Here is a 20,835-nt window from a genome sequence, read left to right on the forward strand (position 1 = left end):
GCGGCAGCGTGCTGCGCCACTCGGGTGACACATTTCGTTAGCTTGATTTCAGGATAATTATGAGCAAGAGCACCGCTGAGATCCGTCAGGCGTTTCTCGACTTTTTCCATAGCAAGGGACACCAGGTAGTCGCCAGTAGCTCTCTGGTCCCGAATAATGACCCGACTTTGCTGTTTACCAACGCCGGGATGAACCAGTTCAAGGACGTGTTCCTTGGTCTCGACAAGCGTAATTATTCCCGCGCGACGACGGCGCAGCGCTGCGTGCGCGCTGGTGGTAAGCACAACGACCTGGAAAACGTCGGTTACACCGCCCGCCACCACACCTTCTTCGAAATGCTGGGCAACTTCAGCTTCGGTGACTACTTCAAACATGACGCTATCCAGTACGCCTGGGAGCTGCTGACCGGTGAGCAGTGGTTTAACCTGCCGAAAGATCGCCTGTGGGTAACCGTCTACGAAACCGATGACGAAGCTTACGAAATCTGGGAAAAAGAAGTCGGGATCCCGCGCGAACGCATCATCCGCATCGGTGATAACAAAGGCGCGCCTTACGCGTCTGACAACTTCTGGCAGATGGGCGATACCGGTCCGTGCGGCCCGTGCACCGAGATTTTCTACGATCATGGCGACCACATCTGGGGCGGGCCTCCGGGCAGCCCGGAAGAAGATGGCGATCGTTATATTGAGATCTGGAACATCGTGTTTATGCAGTTTAACCGTCAGGCTGACGGCACCATGGAACCGCTGCCGAAGCCGTCCGTGGATACCGGAATGGGCCTTGAGCGTATCGCCGCGGTGCTGCAACACGTTAACTCCAACTACGAAATCGATCTGTTCCAGAAGCTTATCAAGGCAGTGGCGAACGTCACCGGTGCCACCGATCTGAGCAACAAATCGCTGCGCGTTATCGCCGACCATATCCGTTCGTGCGCATTCCTGATCGCGGATGGCGTCATTCCGTCTAACGAAAACCGCGGCTATGTGCTGCGTCGCATCATTCGTCGGGCGATTCGTCACGGCAATATGCTGGGCGCGAAAGACACCTTCTTCTACAAGCTGGTTGGGCCGCTGGTGGACGTGATGGGCGCGGCGGGCGAAGAGCTGAAACGCCAGCAGGCGCAGGTGGAACAGGTTCTGAAAACCGAAGAAGAGCAGTTTGCCCGCACGCTAGAGCGTGGTCTGGCACTGCTGGATGAAGAACTTTCTAAGCTTACCGGCGACACGCTCGATGGCGAAACGGCTTTCCGTCTGTATGACACCTATGGCTTCCCGGTTGACCTGACCGCGGACGTCTGCCGCGAGCGCAACATTAAAGTTGACGAAGCGGGCTTTGAGGCCGCTATGGAAGAGCAGCGCCGTCGCGCGCGCGAATCCAGCGGTTTCGGCGCGGATTACAACGCGATGATCCGCGTTGACGGCGCGTCAGAATTCAAAGGCTACGATCACACCGAACTGACAGCGAAAGTCACCGCGCTGTTTGTCGACGGCAAATCCGTTGAGCAAGTCACAGCGGGCCAGCAGGCTGTCGTCGTGCTGGATGAAACGCCTTTCTATGCGGAGTCCGGCGGTCAGGTGGGCGATAAAGGCGAGCTGAAAGGCAACGGCTTTACATTCACCGTTAACGACACCCAGAAATATGGTCAGGCGATTGGTCATATTGGCGAGCTGGCCAGCGGCGTTCTGAAAGTGGGCGAGGGCGTTAAAGCGGAAGTGGACCATGCGCGCCGCGACCGTATCCGTCTCAACCACTCGGCGACGCACCTGATGCACGCCGCGCTGCGCCAGGTGCTTGGCACCCATGTCGCGCAGAAAGGTTCTCTGGTCAACGACAAAGGCCTGCGTTTCGATTTCTCCCATTTCGAAGCGATGAAGCCGGAAGAGATCCGCAAGGTGGAAGATCTGGTCAACGCCCAGATCCGCCGTAATCTGCCGATTGAAACCAACGTCATGGATCTGGAAACGGCGAAAGCCAAAGGGGCGATGGCGCTGTTCGGCGAGAAATATGAAGACCGCGTACGCGTACTGAGCATGGGCGATTTCTCCACCGAGCTGTGCGGCGGTATCCACGCGTCGCGCACTGGCGATATCGGCCTGTTCCGCATCGTTTCTGAATCAGGCACTGCCGCAGGCGTGCGCCGTATCGAAGCGGTAACCGGCGAAGGCGCGCTGTCTCTGGTTCATGCCCAGAACGACCGCCTGAACGAACTCTCTCACCTGCTTAAAAGCGACAGCCAGACGCTGAACGATAAAGTTCGCGCGATGGTTGAGCGCACCCGTCAGCTGGAAAAAGAGCTGCAGCAGCTCAAAGAACAGCAGGCGGCGCAGGAAAGCGCTAACCTCAGCAGCAAAGCCGTGGACATTAATGGCGTGAAACTGCTGGTGAGCGAGCTTGCAGGCGTCGAGCCGAAAATGCTGCGCACGATGGTTGATGATCTGAAGAATCAGCTGGGTTCTTCGGTTATCGTGCTGGCGACCGTCGCGGAGGGGAAAGTCTCTCTGATCGCGGGCGTATCAAAAGATGTGACGGATCGCGTCAAAGCTGGCGAGCTGGTGGGCATGATCGCTCAGCAGGTCGGCGGTAAAGGCGGTGGCCGCCCGGATATGGCGCAGGCAGGCGGCACCGATGCCGCGGCGCTGCCCGCAGCGCTGGGCAGCGTTGAAAGCTGGGTAACCGCGAAGCTGTAAAACCAAAACGGCAGTAAAGACGCCATAACGCATTGTTGTTATGGCGTCTTTATCTGTGCCCGAACTATAACGATAAAGTCGGGTTGATTTTTTCTGGATCGGCTAAACTTAGGTTTAACAGAATGTAATGCCGTGACTGCTTACACCTCAGGTGTTTGTCATCGCTTACTTTTTGGCGTTATATGATGGATAATGCCGGGATACAGAGAGACCCGACTCTTTTAATCTTTCAAGGAGCAAAGAATGCTGATTCTGACTCGTCGAGTTGGTGAAACCCTCATGATTGGGGATGAGGTGACCGTGACAGTTCTTGGGGTAAAAGGCAACCAGGTACGTATTGGCGTTAACGCCCCCAAAGAGGTATCTGTACACCGTGAAGAGATCTACCAGCGTATCCAGGCTGAAAAATCGCAACAGTCCAGTTACTGAGTTGTCGCGTCTCGCTCATACCGGCGAGGCGCATCCCCCTTTTGGTTTCTTCCTCGCTTCTTCCTGTTTCTCCGTCTTTTGACGCGCTTTTCCGTTTCCCTTTTCCTCATTTGATACGACCCTGTTGCAGCGCATTTGCGTTGATAAAACAGCCTTTTTGTTGGCAAAACAGGCGGATTGGGCGGTAATTGTGCAAACGATACAGAGTCGGGAAAAATTGTTTGACTTATAAGTCCCAGAAAGTAATATGTGCGCCACGCAGCGACGATGAGAGGAAACAAGCTCTTCGAAGCACTCGTAAGAGGCGTGTGGTGAGGTGGCCGAGAGGCTGAAGGCGCTCCCCTGCTAAGGGAGTATGCGGTCAAAAGCTGCATCGGGGGTTCGAATCCCCCCCTCACCGCCATTTTGCATCCGTAGCTCAGCTGGATAGAGTACTCGGCTACGAACCGAGCGGTCGGAGGTTCGAATCCTCCCGGATGCACCATCTCTTACTTAGTATGGCTTTCGTAGCGATACTAATATCAGCAGTAAAGCAGTATTCCCGATGCATCCGTAGCTCAGCTGGATAGAGTACTCGGCTACGAACCGAGCGGTCGGAGGTTCGAATCCTCCCGGATGCACCATTATTTTTCACGCTGTCTTTATGATGACGTGAACCGCAGTAAAGCAGTATCCCCAATGCATCCGTAGCTCAGCTGGATAGAGTACTCGGCTACGAACCGAGCGGTCGGAGGTTCGAATCCTCCCGGATGCACCATATTTCTCCACGTTATCGGCAATGATGACGTGATCTGGTAAGCGATGATTATCGCGAATTCCAGGGAGGATAACGCTGCCCTGGCAGCGGCCCGTCAGGGTGAGGCGAAGCCGAATAATCCTCCCGGATGCACCATTATTTTTCACGCTGTCTTTATGATGATGTGAACCGCAGTAAAGCAGTATCCCCAATGCATCCGTAGCTCAGCTGGATAGAGTACTCGGCTACGAACCGAGCGGTCGGAGGTTCGAATCCTCCCGGATGCACCATCTTCCTGCACAGTATCAGCAATGATGACGTGACCTGGTATGCGATGATTATCGCGAATTCCAGGGAGGATAACGCTGCCCTGGCAGCGGCCCGTCAGGGTGAGGCGAAGCCGAATAATCCTCCCGGATGCACCATTTCCTCACCTGAATATACCCTTTCTCTGCCAAAGATATTTCGCAACGCCTCCTTTCCCTTTTTATACTTTCCCTGAAATCACTTTTACCAGCTTGATTCCTTAAGCCATCGCCATCGCCCGCAAGCCTTAACAGCGACAACATTAACGGTTTAGGCTAAAGTAACATTCCTGGCGGTCAGGTGATGAGGACATGATGTACGAGCGTTACGACGGGCTGATTTTTGACATGGATGGCACCATCCTCGATACCGAGCCGACGCACCGGAAAGCCTGGCGCGACGTTCTTGGCCGCTACGGCATGCAGTTTGACGAGCAGGCGATGGTCGCGCTGAACGGTTCGCCTACCTGGCGCATCGCCCAGGCGGTCATTGAACTGAATCAGGCCGATCTCTGTCCGCATGCGCTGGCGCGTGAGAAAAACGCGGCGGTACAGGCGATGCTGCTGGATACGGTGCGTCCACTGCCGCTCATTGATGTCGTTAAAGCGTGGCATGGCCGTCGTCCTATGGCTGTCGGCACCGGCAGCGAAAGCGCGATGGCGGAAGCGCTGCTGGCGCATCTTGGCCTGCGTCACTATTTCACCGCGGTGGTTGCCGCCGATCATGTACAGCATCACAAACCCGCTCCCGATACGTTCCTGCGCTGTGCCACGCTCATGGGCGTCGCGCCTGAGAAATGCGTCGTGTTTGAAGACGCGGATTTCGGTCTCGAAGCGGCGCGTCTCGCGGGAATGGATGCCGTGGACGTGCGTTTGCTGTGAGCGACGCGCTGTCGCTCCTCTCGCTCTTCACCAGCAGTTTTCTGAGCGCCACGCTGCTGCCGGGCAGTTCCGAAGCGGTACTGGTGGCGCTGTTGGTTAGCGTAAAAACCGCCCCCTGGCTTTTGGTATTAACCGCAACAATAGGTAATAGCCTTGGGGGGTTAACTAACGTTATTCTTGGGCGGCTGTTTCCGCTGCGCGAGTCGTCGCGCTGGCAGGAGCGCGCGCAGGGCTGGCTGCAAAGATTCGGCGCGCCGGCGCTGCTGTTAAGCTGGCTGCCTTTAGTCGGTGATTTATTATGCCTGCTGGCAGGGTGGCTGCGTCTTCCCTGGGGGCTGGTGATTTTTTTTCTGTGCCTTGGCAAGGCGCTGCGCTACATCATCATTGCAGCAGCGACTTTACAGGGTATGACGTGGTGGCACTAATTGGATTGTTTGAGCGACCTTTCATCGTCAACCTTTACCATTACAATTATGCTTAATAAAAATATTTTCGACACGACAGGCGGGAGGTCAATTTGATCCCGGACGTATCACAGGCGCTGGCCTGGCTAACCGAGCATCCTGAGGCATTGAAAGGCATTCGCCGTGGGCTTGAGCGCGAAACACTGCGCGTCACGCCCGAAGGCGAGCTGGCGACCACGGGGCATCCGGAAAGCCTGGGCGCCGCGTTAACCCATAAGTGGATCACGACGGACTTTGCCGAAGCCCTTCTGGAATTTATCACGCCAGTAGATGGCGATATCGACCACATGCTGACGGTTATGCGCGATATCCATCGCCACACCGCCAGAGCGCTCGGCGACGAGCGCATGTGGCCGCTCAGCATGCCCTGCTATATCAAAGAGGGGCAGGACATTGAGCTCGCGCAATACGGCTCCTCGAATATCGGGCGTTTTAAAACGCTCTATCGCTCAGGGCTGAAAAATCGCTATGGCGCGCTGATGCAGACGATTTCCGGCGTGCACTATAACTTCTCGCTGCCGCTGGCGTTCTGGCAGGCGAAGTGCCAGGTGGACGATGCCGAAAGCGGTAAAGAGGCGATTTCAGCGGGCTATTTCCGTCTGATCCGCAACTACTACCGTTTTGGCTGGGTGATCCCGTACCTGTTTGGCGCATCACCGGCGATCTGTTCGTCTTTCCTGCAGGGCAAGCCGACCAAACTGCCGTTTGAGAAAACCGACTGCGGCATGTATTACCTGCCTTATGCGACGTCGCTGCGCTTAAGCGATCTGGGCTATACCAATAAATCGCAAAGCAATCTCGGGATTACGTTTAACGATCTGCACGGTTATGTGGCAGGATTGAAGCGCGCGATTAAAACCCCGTCGGAAGAGTATGCGAAGCTGGGGCTGAAGAAAGACGGCGAATATCTGCAAATCAACACCAACATTTTGCAGATTGAAAATGAACTCTACGCGCCCATTCGTCCGAAGCGCGTCACGCGTGATGGCGAATCGCCGTCCGATGCGCTGCTGCGTGGCGGTATTGAATATATCGAAGTGCGTTCGCTCGATATCAACCCATTCTCGCCGATTGGCGTTGATGAAAATCAGGTGCGTTTCCTCGATCTCTTTATGGTCTGGTGCGCGCTGGCGGATGCGCCGGAGATGAGCAGCGATGAGCTGTTGTGTACCCGCACCAACTGGAACCGCGTGATTCTGGAAGGCCGCAAGCCGGGGCTGACGCTTGGCATCGGCTGCGAAACGGCGCAGTTCCCGCTGGAGAAAGTGGGCAAAGATCTGTTCCGCGATTTACGTCGCGTGGCGCAAACGCTCGACGGCATTCACGGCGGCCAGGAGTACCAGCAGGTCTGTGACCGACTGGTGGCCTGCTTTGACGATCCCGAGCTCACTTACTCGGCGCAGATTTTGCGTTCGATGATTGAAAACGGGATTGGCGGCACCGGACGGATGCTGGCGGATCGCTACCGCACCATGCTGCGTGAAGAGCCGTTGCAGGCGTTGCATGAAGAAGATTTTCGTCAGGAGCAGGCGGCGTCGCTGGCGCGCCAGCGTGAGATTGAGGCCGCGGATACCGAACCGTTTGATGAATGGCTGGCGAAGCAGGCGTGACACAAAAGAAAAAGGCCACATCGCTGTGGCCAAATTGTCATCTCTGAACTCAGTGATGATGATAACAAATGCGCGTCTTTCATAGATTCAGACCGGGCCCGCGAACATAAGTTCAGTTAAATTTAAAAAAATCACTACTCGGAGGTGATCAGATGCCATTGCTTGATAGCTTCACTGTTGACCATACCCGTATGGAAGCGCCTGCGGTACGTGTGGCGAAAACCATGAACACGCCGCACGGCGATACCATCACCGTGTTCGACCTGCGTTTTTGCGTGCCAAACAAAGAAGTGATGCCGGAAAAAGGCATTCACACGCTGGAGCACCTGTTTGCCGGTTTCATGCGCGATCATCTGAACGGCAACGGTGTGGAGATCATCGATATCTCCCCGATGGGCTGCCGCACCGGTTTCTATATGAGCCTCATCGGCCAGCCTGACGAGCAGCGCGTGGCTGACGCCTGGAAAGCGGCGATGCAGGACGTGTTAAAAGTCAAAGAGCAGAATCAGATCCCTGAGCTGAACGTCTACCAGTGCGGCACTTATGAGATGCACTCGCTGGAAGAGGCCCAGGAAATCGCCCGCCACATTATCGAACGCGGCGTAGGCGTTAACAGCAATGATGCGCTGGCGCTGCCGAAAGAAAAATTACAGGAACTGCATCTGTAAGCCGTCAAAATAAATAATAAAAAGGGAGCCTTAATGGCTCCTTTTTTATTATATGATTGCCGTAACGGTTATATTCACGCGCCACCTGGCGCCATCCAGGCGACTTAAAACAAATTTTTTGTAAGCCTTAAAATAGGACCGTCAAATAAAATATCGGTTTTCAATCATTAACCCCTTAACGAATAGCCTGAACAGCGTTGCAGATGCGTGGCGGGCCGCGTCCGGTCTTGCATATCGTCAGCGTCATGCGTTCAGGGGTAACACCGTGAATAATAATGATATCGCGCGCTGCGCAGATCTTTTCACGGACGTCATACTATTATCAAGGCTATTGCAGACTGGGAACGAGGAATGAGGGGTTTATTCAGACGCGGCGTTTCTGACTTATCCGGTAACGAGACGGGAAATACCACCCGGTTTATCCGGCGAACATTACTTTTTATGGGCGCTCTGTTAGGGCTGTTTTTCCTGATAGCGATGCTTTCTCTTCTGCACATTGCGAATACTATCAACGAGCGCGCGGATGCACAAAGCCGCCATCTGTTATTAAAAGCCCTGCAAAATCGCCAGGATACGATAAAAACCACGCTTAATGACTACTCTGACTGGGGCGAGGCTTACCTGAATTTGCATCAGGCGGTCAACGTGACCTGGGCGTGGGACCGCGGAAATCTGGGCGCATCGCTCTATGAGATGTTCGGCTATGACGGCGTTTTTGTCGTTGATGGCAGCAATGCGACCCGCTACAGCGTTGTGAACGGCAAACTCAGTCACCAGAAAGTGGAGCACTGGACAGGCGCGCCGGTGTTGAGCAGTCTGCGCACCGCGCTTGATGCCTCCGATGGGGCTTGTGTCATCACGCCGATGGAATACCACGGCCAGCCCGCGCTGGTGGGGGCCGCCTGGATACGCAGTGGCGGGGACAAAAATGTTGCCGCTGAACCCGGCACGCCGTCGCTGCTGATTTTTATCGATGTGCTGAGTGGCGCGGAGCTCGCGCAGATGGGCCACGAATACGGCATTGAGGATCTGCATGTGCGTAAACCCGGCGACGCATCGCCCGGCTACCGTGAGGTGACGCTGAGCCTGCCGCTTGGCAACGGCCACGTCACGATGGTCTGGCGCAGCGAAGATCCCGGCCACAACCTGATTGTCGTTATCCTGCCGCTGCTGATTTTCCTGATGTGTTTTACGGGGCTGGTCGCAGGTATTTCCATGCGTAACGCGCTCAATAAAGCGCGGCTCAATGATGAAAATGCCTTTTTGCTGGAGCAAAACCGGCTCGCGCTGGCTGCCAGCGAACGGCGTTTTCGTGATGTCGCGGAAGCGACCACCGACTGGATCTGGGAAACGGACGACGAGCTGCGCTTCACCTGGCTTTCCGAGCGTTTTCCGGTCATTACCGGCTATCGCATCGCCGACTGGTTAGGGCGGCGCGTCACCGAGTTTATTCAGGAGGACAGGGCGACGCTGGAAGCGTGGTTCCATCAGCCGGGGCACGGCGGACACCGCAACATGACCCACTGCCGCTATCTGTCCGCGCAGGGACATCAGCGCTACTGCAATCTGGTGGCGAAGCCCATCGCCACACCGGAGGGCGGGCTAAGCTTTCGCGGCACCGCGACCGACGTCACGCTTGAAGTCGAAGCGCAGGCGCGTGTGCAGTATCTCTCGCTGCATGATGAACTGACCGGCCTGCCTAACCGGGTGCGCATGAAAGAGTTTCTGGAAGGCAAACTTCAGTCGCGCCCGACGCGCGAGCATCCGCTGGCGATGATTAGCCTCGATCTCGATAAGTTTAAACCGGTTAACGATCTCTTTGGCCACGGCGTCGGCGACGAACTGCTGCATCAGGTTTCCGAGCGTCTGCGCGCCTGCCTGCGCGATTTCGATCTGGTGGCGCGCCAGGGCGGCGATGAATTTATCCTGATTATCCCGGATATCGAACGCAAGGAAGCGCTGGAGCAGCTCTGCGCGCGCATTCTTGCCGAGCTCAACCGGCCCTTCAGCGTGCAGGATCATGAGATCCTCATCGGTGCCAGTATGGGGATCGCGCTCGCGCCGCAGGACGCGGTAAACGCGACCGATCTGCTGCGCTTCTCGGACATCGCGCTCTATAAAGCGAAAAGCCGCGGGCGCAACGGCTGGGTATTTTATAACGCCGATATGGCCGAACAGATTGTCCAGCGCCGCGAAATGGAGAACAGCCTGCGTGAAGCTATCCGCGAGCAGCAGTTCCGGCTGGTCTATCAGCCGCGCTATGACGTCAACGCTGAAAAGGTGGTGGCGGTTGAAGCGCTGTTACGCTGGCATCACCCGACGCTCGGGCTGCTGATGCCGGATCAGTTCATTCCGCTCGCCGAAGAGACCGGGCTGATTATCGCCATCAGCGACTGGGTGCTGAACGCCGCCTGCCGCGATGCGCAGCGCGACATGCCCGGGCTTTCTGTCTCCGTGAATATTTCGGCGATGGAGTTCCGAACGCCAGGGCTGGTGGAGCGTGTGCAGGAGGTGCTGAACACGACCGGGCTTGCGCCAGAAAGGCTGGAGCTGGAAGTCACGGAAAACGCCACGCTCTCAAACCCTGAGCAGAGTCTTGCGCTGATGAATGGCCTCAAAGCGCTCGGCGTGCGGCTGCTTATCGATGATTTCGGCACGGGCTATTCGTCGTTAAGCTACCTGCGCACGTTCCCGTTCGATGGCATTAAGCTTGATAAATCCTTTGTGGCGGGCATGCCGCACTCGGATAACGCCAACAGCATCGTGGAGAATATCATCGGGCTTGGCAAAGCGTTCTCACTCAGCATCACCGCGGAAGGCGTGGAGACGCCGGAGCAGCTGGCGCAGCTTAAAATGTATCAATGCGATGAAACCCAGGGATATCTGATGTGTCGGCCACTGCCGCTGGAGCGTCTCATCGCGCAATTGCGTAAGCAGGGCATCCCCCCCGCGAAGGAATAATCCGCATCAATAAAAAAGGCCCGCCAGTGCGGGCCTTTTTACAGAACCATCAGTGAGCGCCACCGCCGCCGCCGCCCGCGCCGAAAGGCGGTCTCGCGAACCAGATAAGCCCGAGCAGGACGAGGAACACGCCCGCAGACGCCCAGAAAATCTCATTGGCGGAGATAATCAGCCCCTGGTTGGTAATCTGCTGCGCAATATACCCGGACGCCTGCTGCTGCGTCATTCCCATGCCCTGGAGCTGGTTATACATCTCCTGCGCGTTGGGGTTAAACGGCGTGACCGACTCGGTCAGCTGCGCGTGGTGCATCGATTCCCGGTTGGTCCACAGCGTCGTGGTTATCGAGGTGCCGATGGAGCCCGCGAGCGTCCTTAAGAAGTTCGACAGGCTCGACGCCGCCGCCAGCCGCTCCGGCGGCAGGCCGGAGAGGGTGATGGTAGTGAGCGGCATGAAGAAGCATGCCACCGCGAAGCCCTGAATAAACTGCGGCCATGCCGACGCCCCGAAATCCATTCCCGGCTCAAATGTATACGCGCGCCAGTAGAAGCACACCGCGTACATAATAAAGCTGAATGTCACCAGGCGGCGCATATCCAGCCGGTGCGCGAAGCGCCCGATAATCGGCGAGAGAATCACCGGGATTATCCCGACCGGTGCCGACGCCAGCCCCGCCCAGGTCGCGGTATAGCCGTAGACCTCCTGCAACAGCTGCGGCAGCAACACAATCGAGCCGAAGTAGAGCATATAGGCAAGACTGATACTCAGACAGCCGATGGTAAAGTTGCGCGATTTAAACAGCGAGAGATCGACAATCGGATGTTCGTCGGTCAGCTCCCAGACAATCAGGAAGCTCAGCGCCACTACCGCCACAACGGTCAACACGATGATTTCGGTTGAGTTAAACCAGTCGAGCTCTTTACCCTGGTCGAGCATCACCTGCAGGCAACCGATGCCTATCACCAGCAGCCCCAGCCCCACGGCGTCGATGCGCCGTTGCTCGGTGCGGGTTTCGCGCCCGCGCAGCGATTGCAGCGTCATCAATACCACGACGATGCCGATCGGCACGTTGATGAAGAATATCCAGCCCCAGTGATAGTTATCGCTGATCCAGCCGCCGAGAATGGGCCCGCAGATGGGGGCGACGATCACCGTCATCGACCACAGCGCCAGCGCGACCGAACGTTTGGCGGGCGGATAGTTGCTCAGCAGCAGACTCTGAGAGAGCGGGATCAGCGGCCCGGCCACGATCCCCTGAATCACGCGGAAGAAAATCAGCATGTTCAGACTGTTTGAGACGCCACAGGCCCAGGAGGCAATCGCGAACGCGATAGTCGACCAGACGAACAGCTTCACCTCGCCGACGCGCTTCGCAAGCCAGCCGGTCAAGGGAATCGAGATGGCGTTCGCCACCCCGAAGGAGGTAATAACCCAGGTGCCCTGGCTTAACGAGGCACCGAGGTTACCGGCGATCGTCGGGATCGCCACGTTCGCGATGGTGGAATCCAGCACCTGCATGAAGGTGGCAAGCGAAAGGGCGATGGTCATGACGACCAGTTGCGCCCCTTCAAGCGGTTTACGTTGCTGCATACAACCTCCGCCGGTTAACCCGCGTTCGCCTGCACGATATCGTTAATCAGCTTGTTCACCGGCTCCAGCGCGATTTCGCGCGCGTTGCTCTGGTACGCAGGCTCAGAGCGCGTCTGGGTCGCGAGAACGCCGCCGTCGCGATTGGTGGTATCGACTTTCACCAGCGTGGACAGGCCGATGCGCAGCGGATGCTGCTCCAGCTGTTTCGCGTCCAGCTCGATACGTACCGGCAGACGCTGAACCACTTTGATCCAGTTACCGGTGGCGTTCTGCGCAGGCAGCAGGGAGAAGGCGCTGCCGGTGCCCATATCGAGGCCGACCACTTTACCGGTGTACTCCACGTCATCGCCGTAGATATCGCTCACCACGGTAGCCGGCTGGCCGATGCGCATATGCGCCAGCTGGGTTTCTTTAAAGTTCGCGTCCACCCACAGACCGCTCGACGGAACGATAGCCATCAGCGGCGTCGTCGGGCTAATCTGCGCGCCGACCTGAACAGAGCGGCGCGACACATAACCGGTCATCGGGCTGACGATTTTGGTACGCTCAAGCGCAAGCCAGGCGTTGCGCACTTCGGTGGCGGCCTGTTGCACCGCAGGCTGGTCTTCAAGCTTCGTGCCGAGGATCATCGCCTGGTTGGCGTTGTACTGCTGGATAGCGACATCCAGCTGCGCCTGGGCACTGGCGACCGCATCGCGGGCATGCTGCAGTTCTTCACGGCCAATTAAATTCGCGCTGCCGAGCGGCACGCGGCGGTTTAAGTCGCTCTGCGCCTGCGCCAGTGCGGTTTTCTTAACCTCAATATTCGCGGCGTACTGCTTGCTGTTAATCATCAGCTGTCGGGTCTGACGTACGCTTGAGGCCAGTTCCGTTTTCGCTTTCTCAAACGCCTGCTGGGCGTCGGTCGGGTCGAGCGTCACCAGCACGTCGCCTTTTTTCACAAAGTCGGTGTTCTCCACCCAGACTTTGGTGACGCTGCCGGAGACCTGCGCCATGATTTGTACCTGATTCCCGGCCACGTAGGCGTCATCGGTCTCTTCAAAATGACGCGCCACTAAAAACCAGTAAACGCCATACGCCACGGCAATAACAACAAAGAGCAAGGTTAATAACAGCAGGGCGCCTTTGCGTTTGCCCTTTTTGTTACTGACCGGTTGCTGCGGGGTGGTGTTCTCCGCATTTGCGCTCATGTTTATCTCCACGTTCTTATTGTTGTTGTCGGCGATAGCCGACCTCTGTTGTCAAAAAGGCCAGCATGAAAATGCTGGCCTGTCAGTGTAGCGGTTTCCTTGCAACGGCACGTTTGCGAAACGAGCGCTTATCGGCGCGTTAGCGAACGGCCTCAAGCAGCGTATTGTCCTCTTCCATCTGGTCGAGGCGGTCGAGCAATTTGCGGGTTATCTGCTCAAGCTGCTCTTTTTCCTGGCTGTTTAAAGAGGACCAGAGCAGATGCAGGCAGTGATGCTGCGGCGGCAGTACCTGACGTAAGAATTCCTGACCTTTTTCTGTCAACTGAAGATGCAGGCAGCGGCGATCGTTATCGCTTTCACGACGCTCGATCCAGCCGCGTTTTTCCAGCTCATCGGCAATACGGGTGGCGTTCGTGCGCGACGATCCCAGTGCGCAGCTCAGCTCGCTCGGCTGAATGCTGTGATTCTCCTGAGATTCCAGGGTCAGCAACGCCATAAACAATGTCTCGTTAATCCCCTGAGCCTTCAGCATTTTATTGCGGTTTTCCAGCAGCTTGCCTTGCATGTGCATGCACAGGCGAGTCAGGAGAATTTCCTGGTACGGAAAATCCTCATAGCGACTGGCGCGAAATTTAAGCATCTGTTCAATGGGCGTAAACGAACTATCCATTTGGGTATAACCTCATTAATTGCAGCCGATATAATAACGACGGTAACAAATCATGTAAATCTATTATTTAGATGAATCATTAATGGCTACGTTACCGTCATGAGCTTCCGGGCTATTCCATACCCGGAGCGCCCGCCGCCTGCGACCTGGCGGGCAGAATATGAAATCGACGACCCCTGCGCGGTATGCGTATCGGCGAAAAACGGTGCGGGTCGGCGGTCGTTCATATAAGCGACAGAAAAGTAAAAAGTGGATTCGGATGATGTCAAACCAGACGGTAGCGAGCACAAACGCGGGATAACAGCCACGGACAAGCCGCTGAAAAATGATGGCAAAGTTTCGCTTATGCTCCCTGCCAGTGAAAATGCGCGAGGAGGCAGGGAGGGGCTTAAAGGTGTGGGTATATCCATATACGTTTTTGATATATTACCGAAGTTAAAATCACTCGAATAAATAACTCCGCATAACCTTAACAGAGTGTTACCGCCCTTAACACCCTTCGCAGGCATTCTGGACGGCAAAGGTGCGACGCAGACCTCACTCTGCCCCGCTATGGCGGTGATAGCCGCGCCACCACACTACCAGATTTAGTAGGGCGACAATGGCGCCTGCGGCGCAGACGCCGTTCCAGCCTGCGTGTTGCCACGCCGAGGCGGAGATAAGCGAACCCGCCGCGCCGCCAATAAAGTAGCTGGTCATATAACCGGCGGTAAGACGGTTACGGGCGTCCGGGGGGATGCGGTAAATCACGCTCTGGTTGGTGATATGTACGCCCTGTACCGTAAGATCGAGCACCAGAATGCCGATGATGAGCGCGATAACCGAAAACTGTCCGAACGCTACGGCAATCCACGACAGCAGCAGCAGGACCAGCCCCCAGGTGGTGGTGAGATGCGCCTTGCCTTTATCGACAAAACCGCCTGCCGGACGCGCGCCAAGTGCGCCAGCCGCACCCGCGAGACCGAACAGTCCAATCACGCCGTCTGAGAAATGAAACGGCGCGCCCGCCAGTAAAAACGCCATTGATGTCCAGAGAATGCTGAAGTTGGCGAAGGTGAGGCAGCCGAGCAGCGCGCGGGTGCGCAGCAGTTTATCGCGGGTAAACAGGCGGAAGATGGAGCCGAGCAGTTGCGGATAGTTAAGCGTACTGGTCTGCCTGACGACAGGCAGGCCGCGCCAGAGCGCCAGCGCCATAACGGCCATCAGCACCGTCGCGACCCAGTACACCGTGCGCCAGCCGCCAAGATTCGCCAGCGCGCCGGAAACGGTACGCGCCAGCAGAATGCCGAGCAGCAGGCCGCTCATGATGGTCCCCACGACCTTACCGCGTTTTTCCGGCGCGGCGAGCGTGGCGGCAAGCGGCACCAGGATTTGCGCCACGACGGAGAACAGGCCGGTCAGCGCGGTGCCCAGAATCATCATCGCGAGCGTATGACTGCTCGCGGTGATAAGCATCCCGGCGGCGGCTAGCAGCGTCATCACCACGATCATGCTGCGGCGTTCAAACATATCGCCGAGCGGCACCAGAAACAGCAGCCCGAAAGCGTAGCCGAGCTGGGCGGCGGTGACGATAAAGCCCGCCTGGTTAGCGGTAATGGCGAACGCGTGGGCGATGGTGTCGAGCAGCGGTTGAGCATAGTAGTTGCTCGCGACCACAAGCCCGGTAGCGACGGACATCAGTACCGTCAGCGATGTGCTAAGTCCTTGAGTTTGTTTGGTCATAATGGTTCTGTATTGTTATCCAGAGAGGCGGGAAAACGCTTGCCGAAAGCCATTATGATAACGGAACCGCATCGTAGCGCCAGAATGTTGGGGATTTGTTAAGTGTCGGATTGTGCGTTTTGGCGCGGTGGGTGCGGTGGGTGCGCTGCGCTTACCCACCCTACATTGAAGAAGCGACTCCATTTGTAGGGCGGGTAAGCGCAGCGCACCCGCCGTTAAAAATACGCCCGCCATTAAAACAAAACACCCGCCGGGTGGCGGGTGTTATCTCTCATCGCAAAGCGCTTACTTCTGCGCGGCCAGCGCTTCCTTGATCCAGCCGTCGAACTGCTGCTGGTGCGCTTTAATCCAGCCATCCACATGGCTTTCGATATCCGCCTCGCTCGCTCTGCCGCTGTGCATCATCGCGTTCTGGGCGTTGATATCGGTAATCGGCAACTTCATTACCGCGAACAGCTTCGCCGCCGCCGGGTTCTTCTCCGCCCAGGCTTTGTTCGCCACAATGTGCATCGTATTCACCGGGAAGCCGAAGTTATTGCCGTTTGAAAGTTTGGTATCGATATCCTTCTGCTCGCCCGGCAGGGACGAGAACGGCACCTGCAGCCACACCACATCTTTACCCGGCTTCAGCACGTCGCTCACCCAGTACGGCGTCCAGGTGTAATAGAGCACCGGTTTGCCTTCTTTATAACGTGCAATGGTATCGGCCATCATCGCCGCGTAGTTGCCGTGGTTCACGGTCACGGTGTTTTGCAGGCCATATGCCGTGTTCTGATGATTAATCACCGCCTCGCAGCCCCAGCCAGGCGTACAGCCCATCATGTCCGCTTTGCCGTCGCCGTTGCTGTCAAACAGCTTCGCGAGCTTCGGATCTTTCAGCTGCGCGATATTGGTAATGTGATATTTCTCGGCGGTTTTACGGTCAATCAGATACCCCTGCGCCGCGCCGGTCACATAGGTGCCTTCACGGTAAAACTTCTTGTCGCCGCCTGCGGCCGCGTACATATCGTCATGCAGCGGCTGCCAGTTCACGGCGGTAAAAGTAGCGTCGCCGGAGGCAATCGAGGTGTAGCCGACGTTGTAATCCACTTCGCTGGTTTTATTCACGGTATAGCCGAGCTTCTCCAGCGCGCGGCTTACTAACCGCGTCTGAAAACTCTCTTCGGAAATTGTGCTCTGCACCGGCTGGACGGTAATGCCTTTGCCGGGCAGGTCGGCGGCAAAGGTGCTGGTGGTAACGAGTGTGGCAAAGGCTGTGGCGAAAAGAACAGAATGTCGCATCGTTATTCCTTTTATTCAGATGAGGGAAAGCGGGCGGCCTGCGCCGCCAGCGCTTTATTTAATGAATGGACGGGTGATAAGACCAAGCGGGCCGCTGGCGTACCAGCGACGGTTGCCGCGGCTGCGGGCGTCACGGCCCACGGCCTGCGTCAGCCGGTCGAGAATAATGGCGAGGATAACAATCCCCACGCCGCCGACCGTGGCAAGCCCCATGTCGAGGCGGCCAATACCGCGCAGTACCATCTGGCCCAGCCCGCCGACGGCGATCATCGAGGCGATCACAACCATAGAGAGAGCCAGCATCAGCGTCTGGTTAATCCCCGCCATAATGGTGGGCATGGCCAGCGGTAACTGTACTTTAAACAGCATCTGGCGCGGGCTGGAGCCGAACGAGCGCGCCGCTTCGATAAGATCTTCCGGCACCTGGTTAATCCCGAGGATCGTCAGGCGCACTACTGGCGGCAGGGCGAAGATAATCGTTACCACCACGCCCGGCACGTTGCCGATGCCAAACAGCATCACAATCGGCACCAGATAAACAAACGCGGGCGTCGTCTGCATCGCATCCAGCAGCGGGCGAATAATTTTCGCCGCGCGCGGGCTACGCGCCAGCCAGATCCCAAGCGGCAGGCCAATCACCACGCAGAACAACAGCGCGGTCAGCACCAGCGCCAGCGTCACCATCGCCTGCGACCAGGCGCCAATGGCGCCGATGAGGATCAGCGATACCAGCGTCGCAACCCCCATACCCGCCCCGGAAATCTGCCAGGCGATCAGGGCAAACAAGATAATCGCGACAGGCGCGGGCATCCCCAGCAGCAGCTGCTGGAAGGCGTTCAGGATGTAATCCACCGGCACGCGAATGCCCTGGAACAGCGGGCGGAAGTGCGTCACCACCCAGTCGATGCCTTCCGTTACCCAGCGGTCGAGCGGAATCAGCGTGTTATGGAACGGATCCATAATGTTGAAATGCTCGGGCGCAGGCGCGGGCGCGCTGTTCAGCCAGTCGGTAGAGCCGCTCTCCGGCGCAGGTGTCGGGCTGCCCCAGGCGTCTGCGCTGCTGGCGCTGTTCGCGGCGGCATCCGCGCTGCCGGTATCCCACGGATTTTGCGTCTGGTCAGTCATGGATGGCCCCCTCGCGATCTAAAGCTTTCAGCAATACCCCTTTTGAGATAACGCCCACATACTGTTGTTCGTCGCCGATGACCGGGACGGCACACGGCGCAAGCCCAACCGGTGAGAGCAGTTCGCTTAACGGCGTATCGGCGCTTACCGCCGCGGGTGTCTCCAGCAACGCGCTGTCCAGCCCCTGGCCTGCCGCCAGCGCCGCTTTCAGGGAATCGACAGACACGGTGCCGACAAAGCGGTTGCCGCGCTCGACGACGTAGCCAAATTCACGGTCTTCATCCTGCAACAGCTTGATGGCCGAGCGCGGGCCAAAGCCTGGCGTTTTACGCAACAGGCCCGCCGGGCTGCGGCGTGCGATATCTTTCGCGCTAAAGACCTGGCTAATATCAACACCGCGGAAAAACGTGCGCACATAATCGTTCGCCGGATTATTCAAAATTTCATCCGGCGTGCCGACCTGCACCACTTCGCCGTTTTGCATAATCGCGATGCGATCGCCAATTCGCATGGCTTCATCCAGGTCATGGGAAATAAACACGATGGTGCGCTGGTGGCGCGACTGAAGCTTAATTAATTCATCCTGCATTTCACTGCGAATTAACGGATCGAGCGCCGAGAAGGCTTCATCCATTAACAGGATGTCAGGGTTAATGGCCAGCGCGCGCGCAAGCCCGACACGCTGGCGCATTCCGCCTGAAAGTTCATCGGGATACGCGTGGGCGTAATTCTCAAGCCCGACCTGGCGCAGAGCGTCAAGCGCTTTTTCCTGACGCTCTTTTTGCGGCACGCCAGCTAATTCCATGCCGAAGGCGGTATTATTTAAAACCGTCATATGCGGCATCAGCGCAAATGACTGGAATACCATCGCTATCTTTTTCTTGCGCACCTCGCGCAGCGCGGCGTCAGATATTCTGGCGATATCCTCGCCGTCAATCAGCACCTGACCGCGGGTGGGTTCAATCAGGCGATTGAGAAGGCGAACCATAGTGGATTTACCCGAGCCGGATAACCCCATGATCACAAATATCTCGCCTTCTTCAATGGCCAGAGTGGCGTCTTTTACGCCGACAGACAGCCCAGTCTTTTCCAGTATTTCGGCTTTTGAAAGCCCTTGTTCAATATATTTAAAGGCCCGCTGTGGGTGCTCTCCAAATATTTTATATAGATTCTTAATTTCTAATTTAATTGCCATGCAATAGCGTGAGTCCTGTTATATTTTGCCGTTAAGATGATTCCTGCAGGAAATAGTTACCGGGGCATACCCTAGCATACTCAGATTCTGAGACAACCCTCAATTTCCGCAGTCCGGGGCGAATTGCGTCGTCGAATGGCGATTATTTCCCGCTATTGCTGGGCTGAGCGGCAATGAATGAAGTGTGATATTTTTGCGGCCAGGTGTCGAAATGGCGGGTGAATCGGCGTGATTCACCCGTGAGAGTCCGGAAATAGCGGTCAGGAATGTCGCAGAGATATTTTCGTGGATTTTACAATTTTGCAGCAAATAATTCTGCGAAATTTATAGCGATTATTTGCGCCTGAGGGCGAATTAAAAATCCCAGTCTTCGTCTTCGGTTTCCACCGCTTTGCCCATGACATAAGACGAGCCAGAGCCGGAGAAAAAGTCGTGGTTTTCATCGGCACCGGGGGAGAGGGCGGCCAGAATCGACGGGTTCACCTGCGCCATTTCCGGCGGGAACAGCGCCTCATAACCGAGATTCATCAGCGCTTTGTTGGCGTTGTAACACAAAAACGCGCTGACATCGTCCACCCAGCCGACGTCGCGATACAGCGCTTCGGTGTACGCAAGTTCGTTGTCGTAGAGTTCCATCATCAGATCCAGCGCGAAAGTTTTGAGCGATTCGCGCCGCGCGGCGTCCTCTTGCGCCAGCGCCTGCTGATATTTGTAGCCGATGTAATACCCATGCACCGCCTCGTCGCGAATGATAAGACGAATCAGATCGGCGGTATTAGTGAGCTTGCCGCGGCTCGACCAGTACATCGGCAGATAAAAACCGGAGTAGAACAGGAAAGATTCCAGAAATACGCTCGCGATTTTCTTCTTCAGCGGATCGTCCTCGCGATAATGCGCAAGGATAATCTGCGCTTTGCGTTGCAGCGGCGCGTTTTCTTCACTCCAGGCGTAGGCGGCGTCCACGTCCGGCGTCTGGCAGAGCGTGGAGAAAATCGAGCTGTACGAGCGCGCGTGTACCGCCTCCATAAAGCTCACGTTCGAGAGCACCGCTTCTTCGTGCGGTGTCAGCGCGTCGGCCATCAGCGCGGGCGCGCCCACCGCGTTTTGAATGGTGTCGAGCAGCGTCAGCCCGGTAAAAACGCGGATGGTCAGCTGCTGCTCGCCGGGCGTTAGGGTCTGCCAGGCCGGAATATCGTTTGAGAGCGGCACTTTTTCCGGCAGCCAGAAGTTGCTGGTGAGCCGGTTCCACACCTCCAGATCTTTCTCGTCCTGAAGTTTATTCCAGTTAATGGCGCTAATACGGCTTAAACGGATCATGGTGT

16 protein-coding genes and 5 tRNA genes are annotated in these 20,835 nt (G+C 56.7%); 13 read left to right on the forward strand and 8 right to left on the reverse strand.

Going from position 1 to position 20,835, the window contains the following annotated elements:
* Window positions 1–59 precede the first annotated feature (59 nt).
* The 12 genes from alaS (at window position 60) to CSK29544_RS09045 (ending at window position 10,742) form a co-directional block, all read left to right on the forward strand.
* A complete protein-coding gene (gene alaS, locus CSK29544_RS08990; RefSeq protein WP_007894598.1) occupies window positions 60–2,687 on the forward strand; it encodes an alanine--tRNA ligase in 2,628 nt (875 codons plus the stop codon).
* A gap of 243 nt (window positions 2,688–2,930) precedes the next feature.
* Window positions 2,931–3,116, forward strand: coding sequence for a carbon storage regulator CsrA (csrA, locus tag CSK29544_RS08995; protein WP_000906486.1), 186 nt, complete (start codon window positions 2,931–2,933; stop codon window positions 3,114–3,116).
* 310 nt (window positions 3,117–3,426) lie between these two features.
* Window positions 3,427–3,519: transfer RNA gene (locus tag CSK29544_RS09000), tRNA-Ser, on the forward strand.
* A gap of 4 nt (window positions 3,520–3,523) precedes the next feature.
* Window positions 3,524–3,600: transfer RNA gene (locus tag CSK29544_RS09005), tRNA-Arg, on the forward strand.
* Between the two features lie 62 nt (window positions 3,601–3,662).
* Window positions 3,663–3,739 (forward strand) — tRNA-Arg (locus CSK29544_RS09010).
* Window positions 3,740–3,796: 57 nt separating this feature from the next.
* Window positions 3,797–3,873 (forward strand) — tRNA-Arg (locus tag CSK29544_RS09015).
* Between the two features lie 192 nt (window positions 3,874–4,065).
* Window positions 4,066–4,142 (forward strand) — tRNA-Arg (locus tag CSK29544_RS09020).
* Window positions 4,143–4,472: 330 nt separating this feature from the next.
* The gene (gene yqaB / locus CSK29544_RS09025; protein ID WP_029039619.1) at window positions 4,473–5,039 is read left to right on the forward strand and encodes a fructose-1-phosphate/6-phosphogluconate phosphatase; all 567 of its coding nucleotides are present in this window, start codon (window positions 4,473–4,475) and stop codon (window positions 5,037–5,039) included.
* Complete coding sequence (locus CSK29544_RS09030) at window positions 5,036–5,464, forward strand: YqaA family protein (RefSeq protein ID WP_007894601.1); 429 nt, start codon at window positions 5,036–5,038, stop codon at window positions 5,462–5,464. The genes yqaB and CSK29544_RS09030 overlap by 4 nt, the downstream gene beginning before the upstream one ends.
* A 92-nt stretch (window positions 5,465–5,556) precedes the next feature.
* Entirely contained in the window at window positions 5,557–7,113 is a 1,557-nt protein-coding gene (gene gshA / locus CSK29544_RS09035; protein ID WP_007894603.1) for a glutamate--cysteine ligase, read from the forward strand.
* A 152-nt stretch (window positions 7,114–7,265) separates the two neighbouring features.
* Entirely contained in the window at window positions 7,266–7,781 is a 516-nt protein-coding gene (gene luxS / locus CSK29544_RS09040; protein ID WP_004386442.1) for an S-ribosylhomocysteine lyase, read from the forward strand.
* Window positions 7,782–8,222: 441 nt separating this feature from the next.
* On the forward strand, window positions 8,223–10,742 hold the full coding sequence (locus CSK29544_RS09045; RefSeq protein ID WP_029039620.1) for a bifunctional diguanylate cyclase/phosphodiesterase: 2,520 nt from the start codon (window positions 8,223–8,225) through the stop codon (window positions 10,740–10,742).
* A gap of 49 nt (window positions 10,743–10,791) precedes the next feature.
* Here CSK29544_RS09045 and emrB read toward each other — a convergent pair whose 3' ends face one another.
* From emrB to mprA, 3 genes are all read right to left on the reverse strand, one after another.
* Window positions 10,792–12,330 (reverse strand): multidrug efflux MFS transporter permease subunit EmrB, encoded by a 1,539-nt coding sequence (gene emrB / locus CSK29544_RS09050; protein WP_004386444.1) that lies wholly within the window; start codon window positions 12,328–12,330, stop codon window positions 10,792–10,794.
* A 14-nt stretch (window positions 12,331–12,344) separates the two neighbouring features.
* The gene (gene emrA / locus CSK29544_RS09055) at window positions 12,345–13,520 is read right to left on the reverse strand and encodes a multidrug efflux MFS transporter periplasmic adaptor subunit EmrA (protein WP_004386445.1); all 1,176 of its coding nucleotides are present in this window, start codon (window positions 13,518–13,520) and stop codon (window positions 12,345–12,347) included.
* A 139-nt stretch (window positions 13,521–13,659) separates the two neighbouring features.
* On the reverse strand, window positions 13,660–14,190 hold the full coding sequence (gene mprA, locus CSK29544_RS09060) for a transcriptional repressor MprA (protein WP_004386446.1): 531 nt from the start codon (window positions 14,188–14,190) through the stop codon (window positions 13,660–13,662).
* Window positions 14,191–14,439: 249 nt separating this feature from the next.
* Between mprA and CSK29544_RS09065 the strand changes: the two genes are divergently transcribed.
* Window positions 14,440–14,643 carry a hypothetical protein gene (locus CSK29544_RS09065; protein WP_004386447.1) on the forward strand — a complete coding sequence of 68 codons (204 nt, stop codon included), beginning with the start codon at window positions 14,440–14,442 and terminating at the stop codon, window positions 14,641–14,643.
* Window positions 14,644–14,727: 84 nt separating this feature from the next.
* On the opposite strand, the gene CSK29544_RS09070 is transcribed toward CSK29544_RS09065, so the two are convergent.
* The 5 genes from CSK29544_RS09070 to nrdF all read right to left on the reverse strand — a co-directional run bounded on the left by CSK29544_RS09070 (window position 14,728) and on the right by nrdF (window position 20,827).
* On the reverse strand, window positions 14,728–15,912 hold the full coding sequence (locus tag CSK29544_RS09070; protein ID WP_029039621.1) for an MFS transporter: 1,185 nt from the start codon (window positions 15,910–15,912) through the stop codon (window positions 14,728–14,730).
* A gap of 285 nt (window positions 15,913–16,197) precedes the next feature.
* Window positions 16,198–17,193, reverse strand: a complete 996-nt coding sequence (proX, locus tag CSK29544_RS09075; RefSeq protein WP_007894633.1) for a glycine betaine/L-proline ABC transporter substrate-binding protein ProX — start codon at window positions 17,191–17,193, stop codon at window positions 16,198–16,200.
* A gap of 54 nt (window positions 17,194–17,247) precedes the next feature.
* On the reverse strand, window positions 17,248–18,318 hold the full coding sequence (gene proW / locus CSK29544_RS09080; RefSeq protein ID WP_029039622.1) for a glycine betaine/L-proline ABC transporter permease ProW: 1,071 nt from the start codon (window positions 18,316–18,318) through the stop codon (window positions 17,248–17,250).
* A complete protein-coding gene (gene proV, locus CSK29544_RS09085; RefSeq protein WP_007894639.1) occupies window positions 18,311–19,513 on the reverse strand; it encodes a glycine betaine/L-proline ABC transporter ATP-binding protein ProV in 1,203 nt (400 codons plus the stop codon). Before proV ends, proW begins: the two co-directional genes overlap by 8 nt.
* Window positions 19,514–19,867: 354 nt before the next feature.
* Complete coding sequence (nrdF, locus tag CSK29544_RS09090; protein ID WP_029039623.1) at window positions 19,868–20,827, reverse strand: class 1b ribonucleoside-diphosphate reductase subunit beta; 960 nt, start codon at window positions 20,825–20,827, stop codon at window positions 19,868–19,870.
* Between the last annotated feature and the right edge of the window lie 8 nt (window positions 20,828–20,835).

Origin of the sequence: Cronobacter sakazakii (assembly GCF_000982825.1) — a bacterium.
Taxonomy (GTDB): Bacteria; Pseudomonadota; Gammaproteobacteria; order Enterobacterales; family Enterobacteriaceae; genus Cronobacter; species Cronobacter sakazakii.

Coding starts and splice junctions, on each gene's coding strand:
- alaS (WP_007894598.1), top strand. CDS start 60: ATGAGCAAGAGCACCGCTGAGATCCGTCAGGCGTTTCTCGACTTTTTC.
- csrA (WP_000906486.1), top strand. CDS start 2,931: ATGCTGATTCTGACTCGTCGAGTTGGTGAAACCCTCATGATTGGGGAT.
- yqaB (WP_029039619.1), top strand. CDS start 4,473: ATGTACGAGCGTTACGACGGGCTGATTTTTGACATGGATGGCACCATC.
- luxS (WP_004386442.1), top strand. CDS start 7,266: ATGCCATTGCTTGATAGCTTCACTGTTGACCATACCCGTATGGAAGCG.
- CSK29544_RS09045 (WP_029039620.1), top strand. CDS start 8,223: ATGGGCGCTCTGTTAGGGCTGTTTTTCCTGATAGCGATGCTTTCTCTT.
- emrB (WP_004386444.1), bottom strand. CDS start 12,330: ATGCAGCAACGTAAACCGCTTGAAGGGGCGCAACTGGTCGTCATGACC.
- emrA (WP_004386445.1), bottom strand. CDS start 13,520: ATGAGCGCAAATGCGGAGAACACCACCCCGCAGCAACCGGTCAGTAAC.
- mprA (WP_004386446.1), bottom strand. CDS start 14,190: ATGGATAGTTCGTTTACGCCCATTGAACAGATGCTTAAATTTCGCGCC.
- CSK29544_RS09070 (WP_029039621.1), bottom strand. CDS start 15,912: ATGACCAAACAAACTCAAGGACTTAGCACATCGCTGACGGTACTGATG.
- proX (WP_007894633.1), bottom strand. CDS start 17,193: ATGCGACATTCTGTTCTTTTCGCCACAGCCTTTGCCACACTCGTTACC.
- proW (WP_029039622.1), bottom strand. CDS start 18,318: ATGACTGACCAGACGCAAAATCCGTGGGATACCGGCAGCGCGGATGCC.
- proV (WP_007894639.1), bottom strand. CDS start 19,513: ATGGCAATTAAATTAGAAATTAAGAATCTATATAAAATATTTGGAGAG.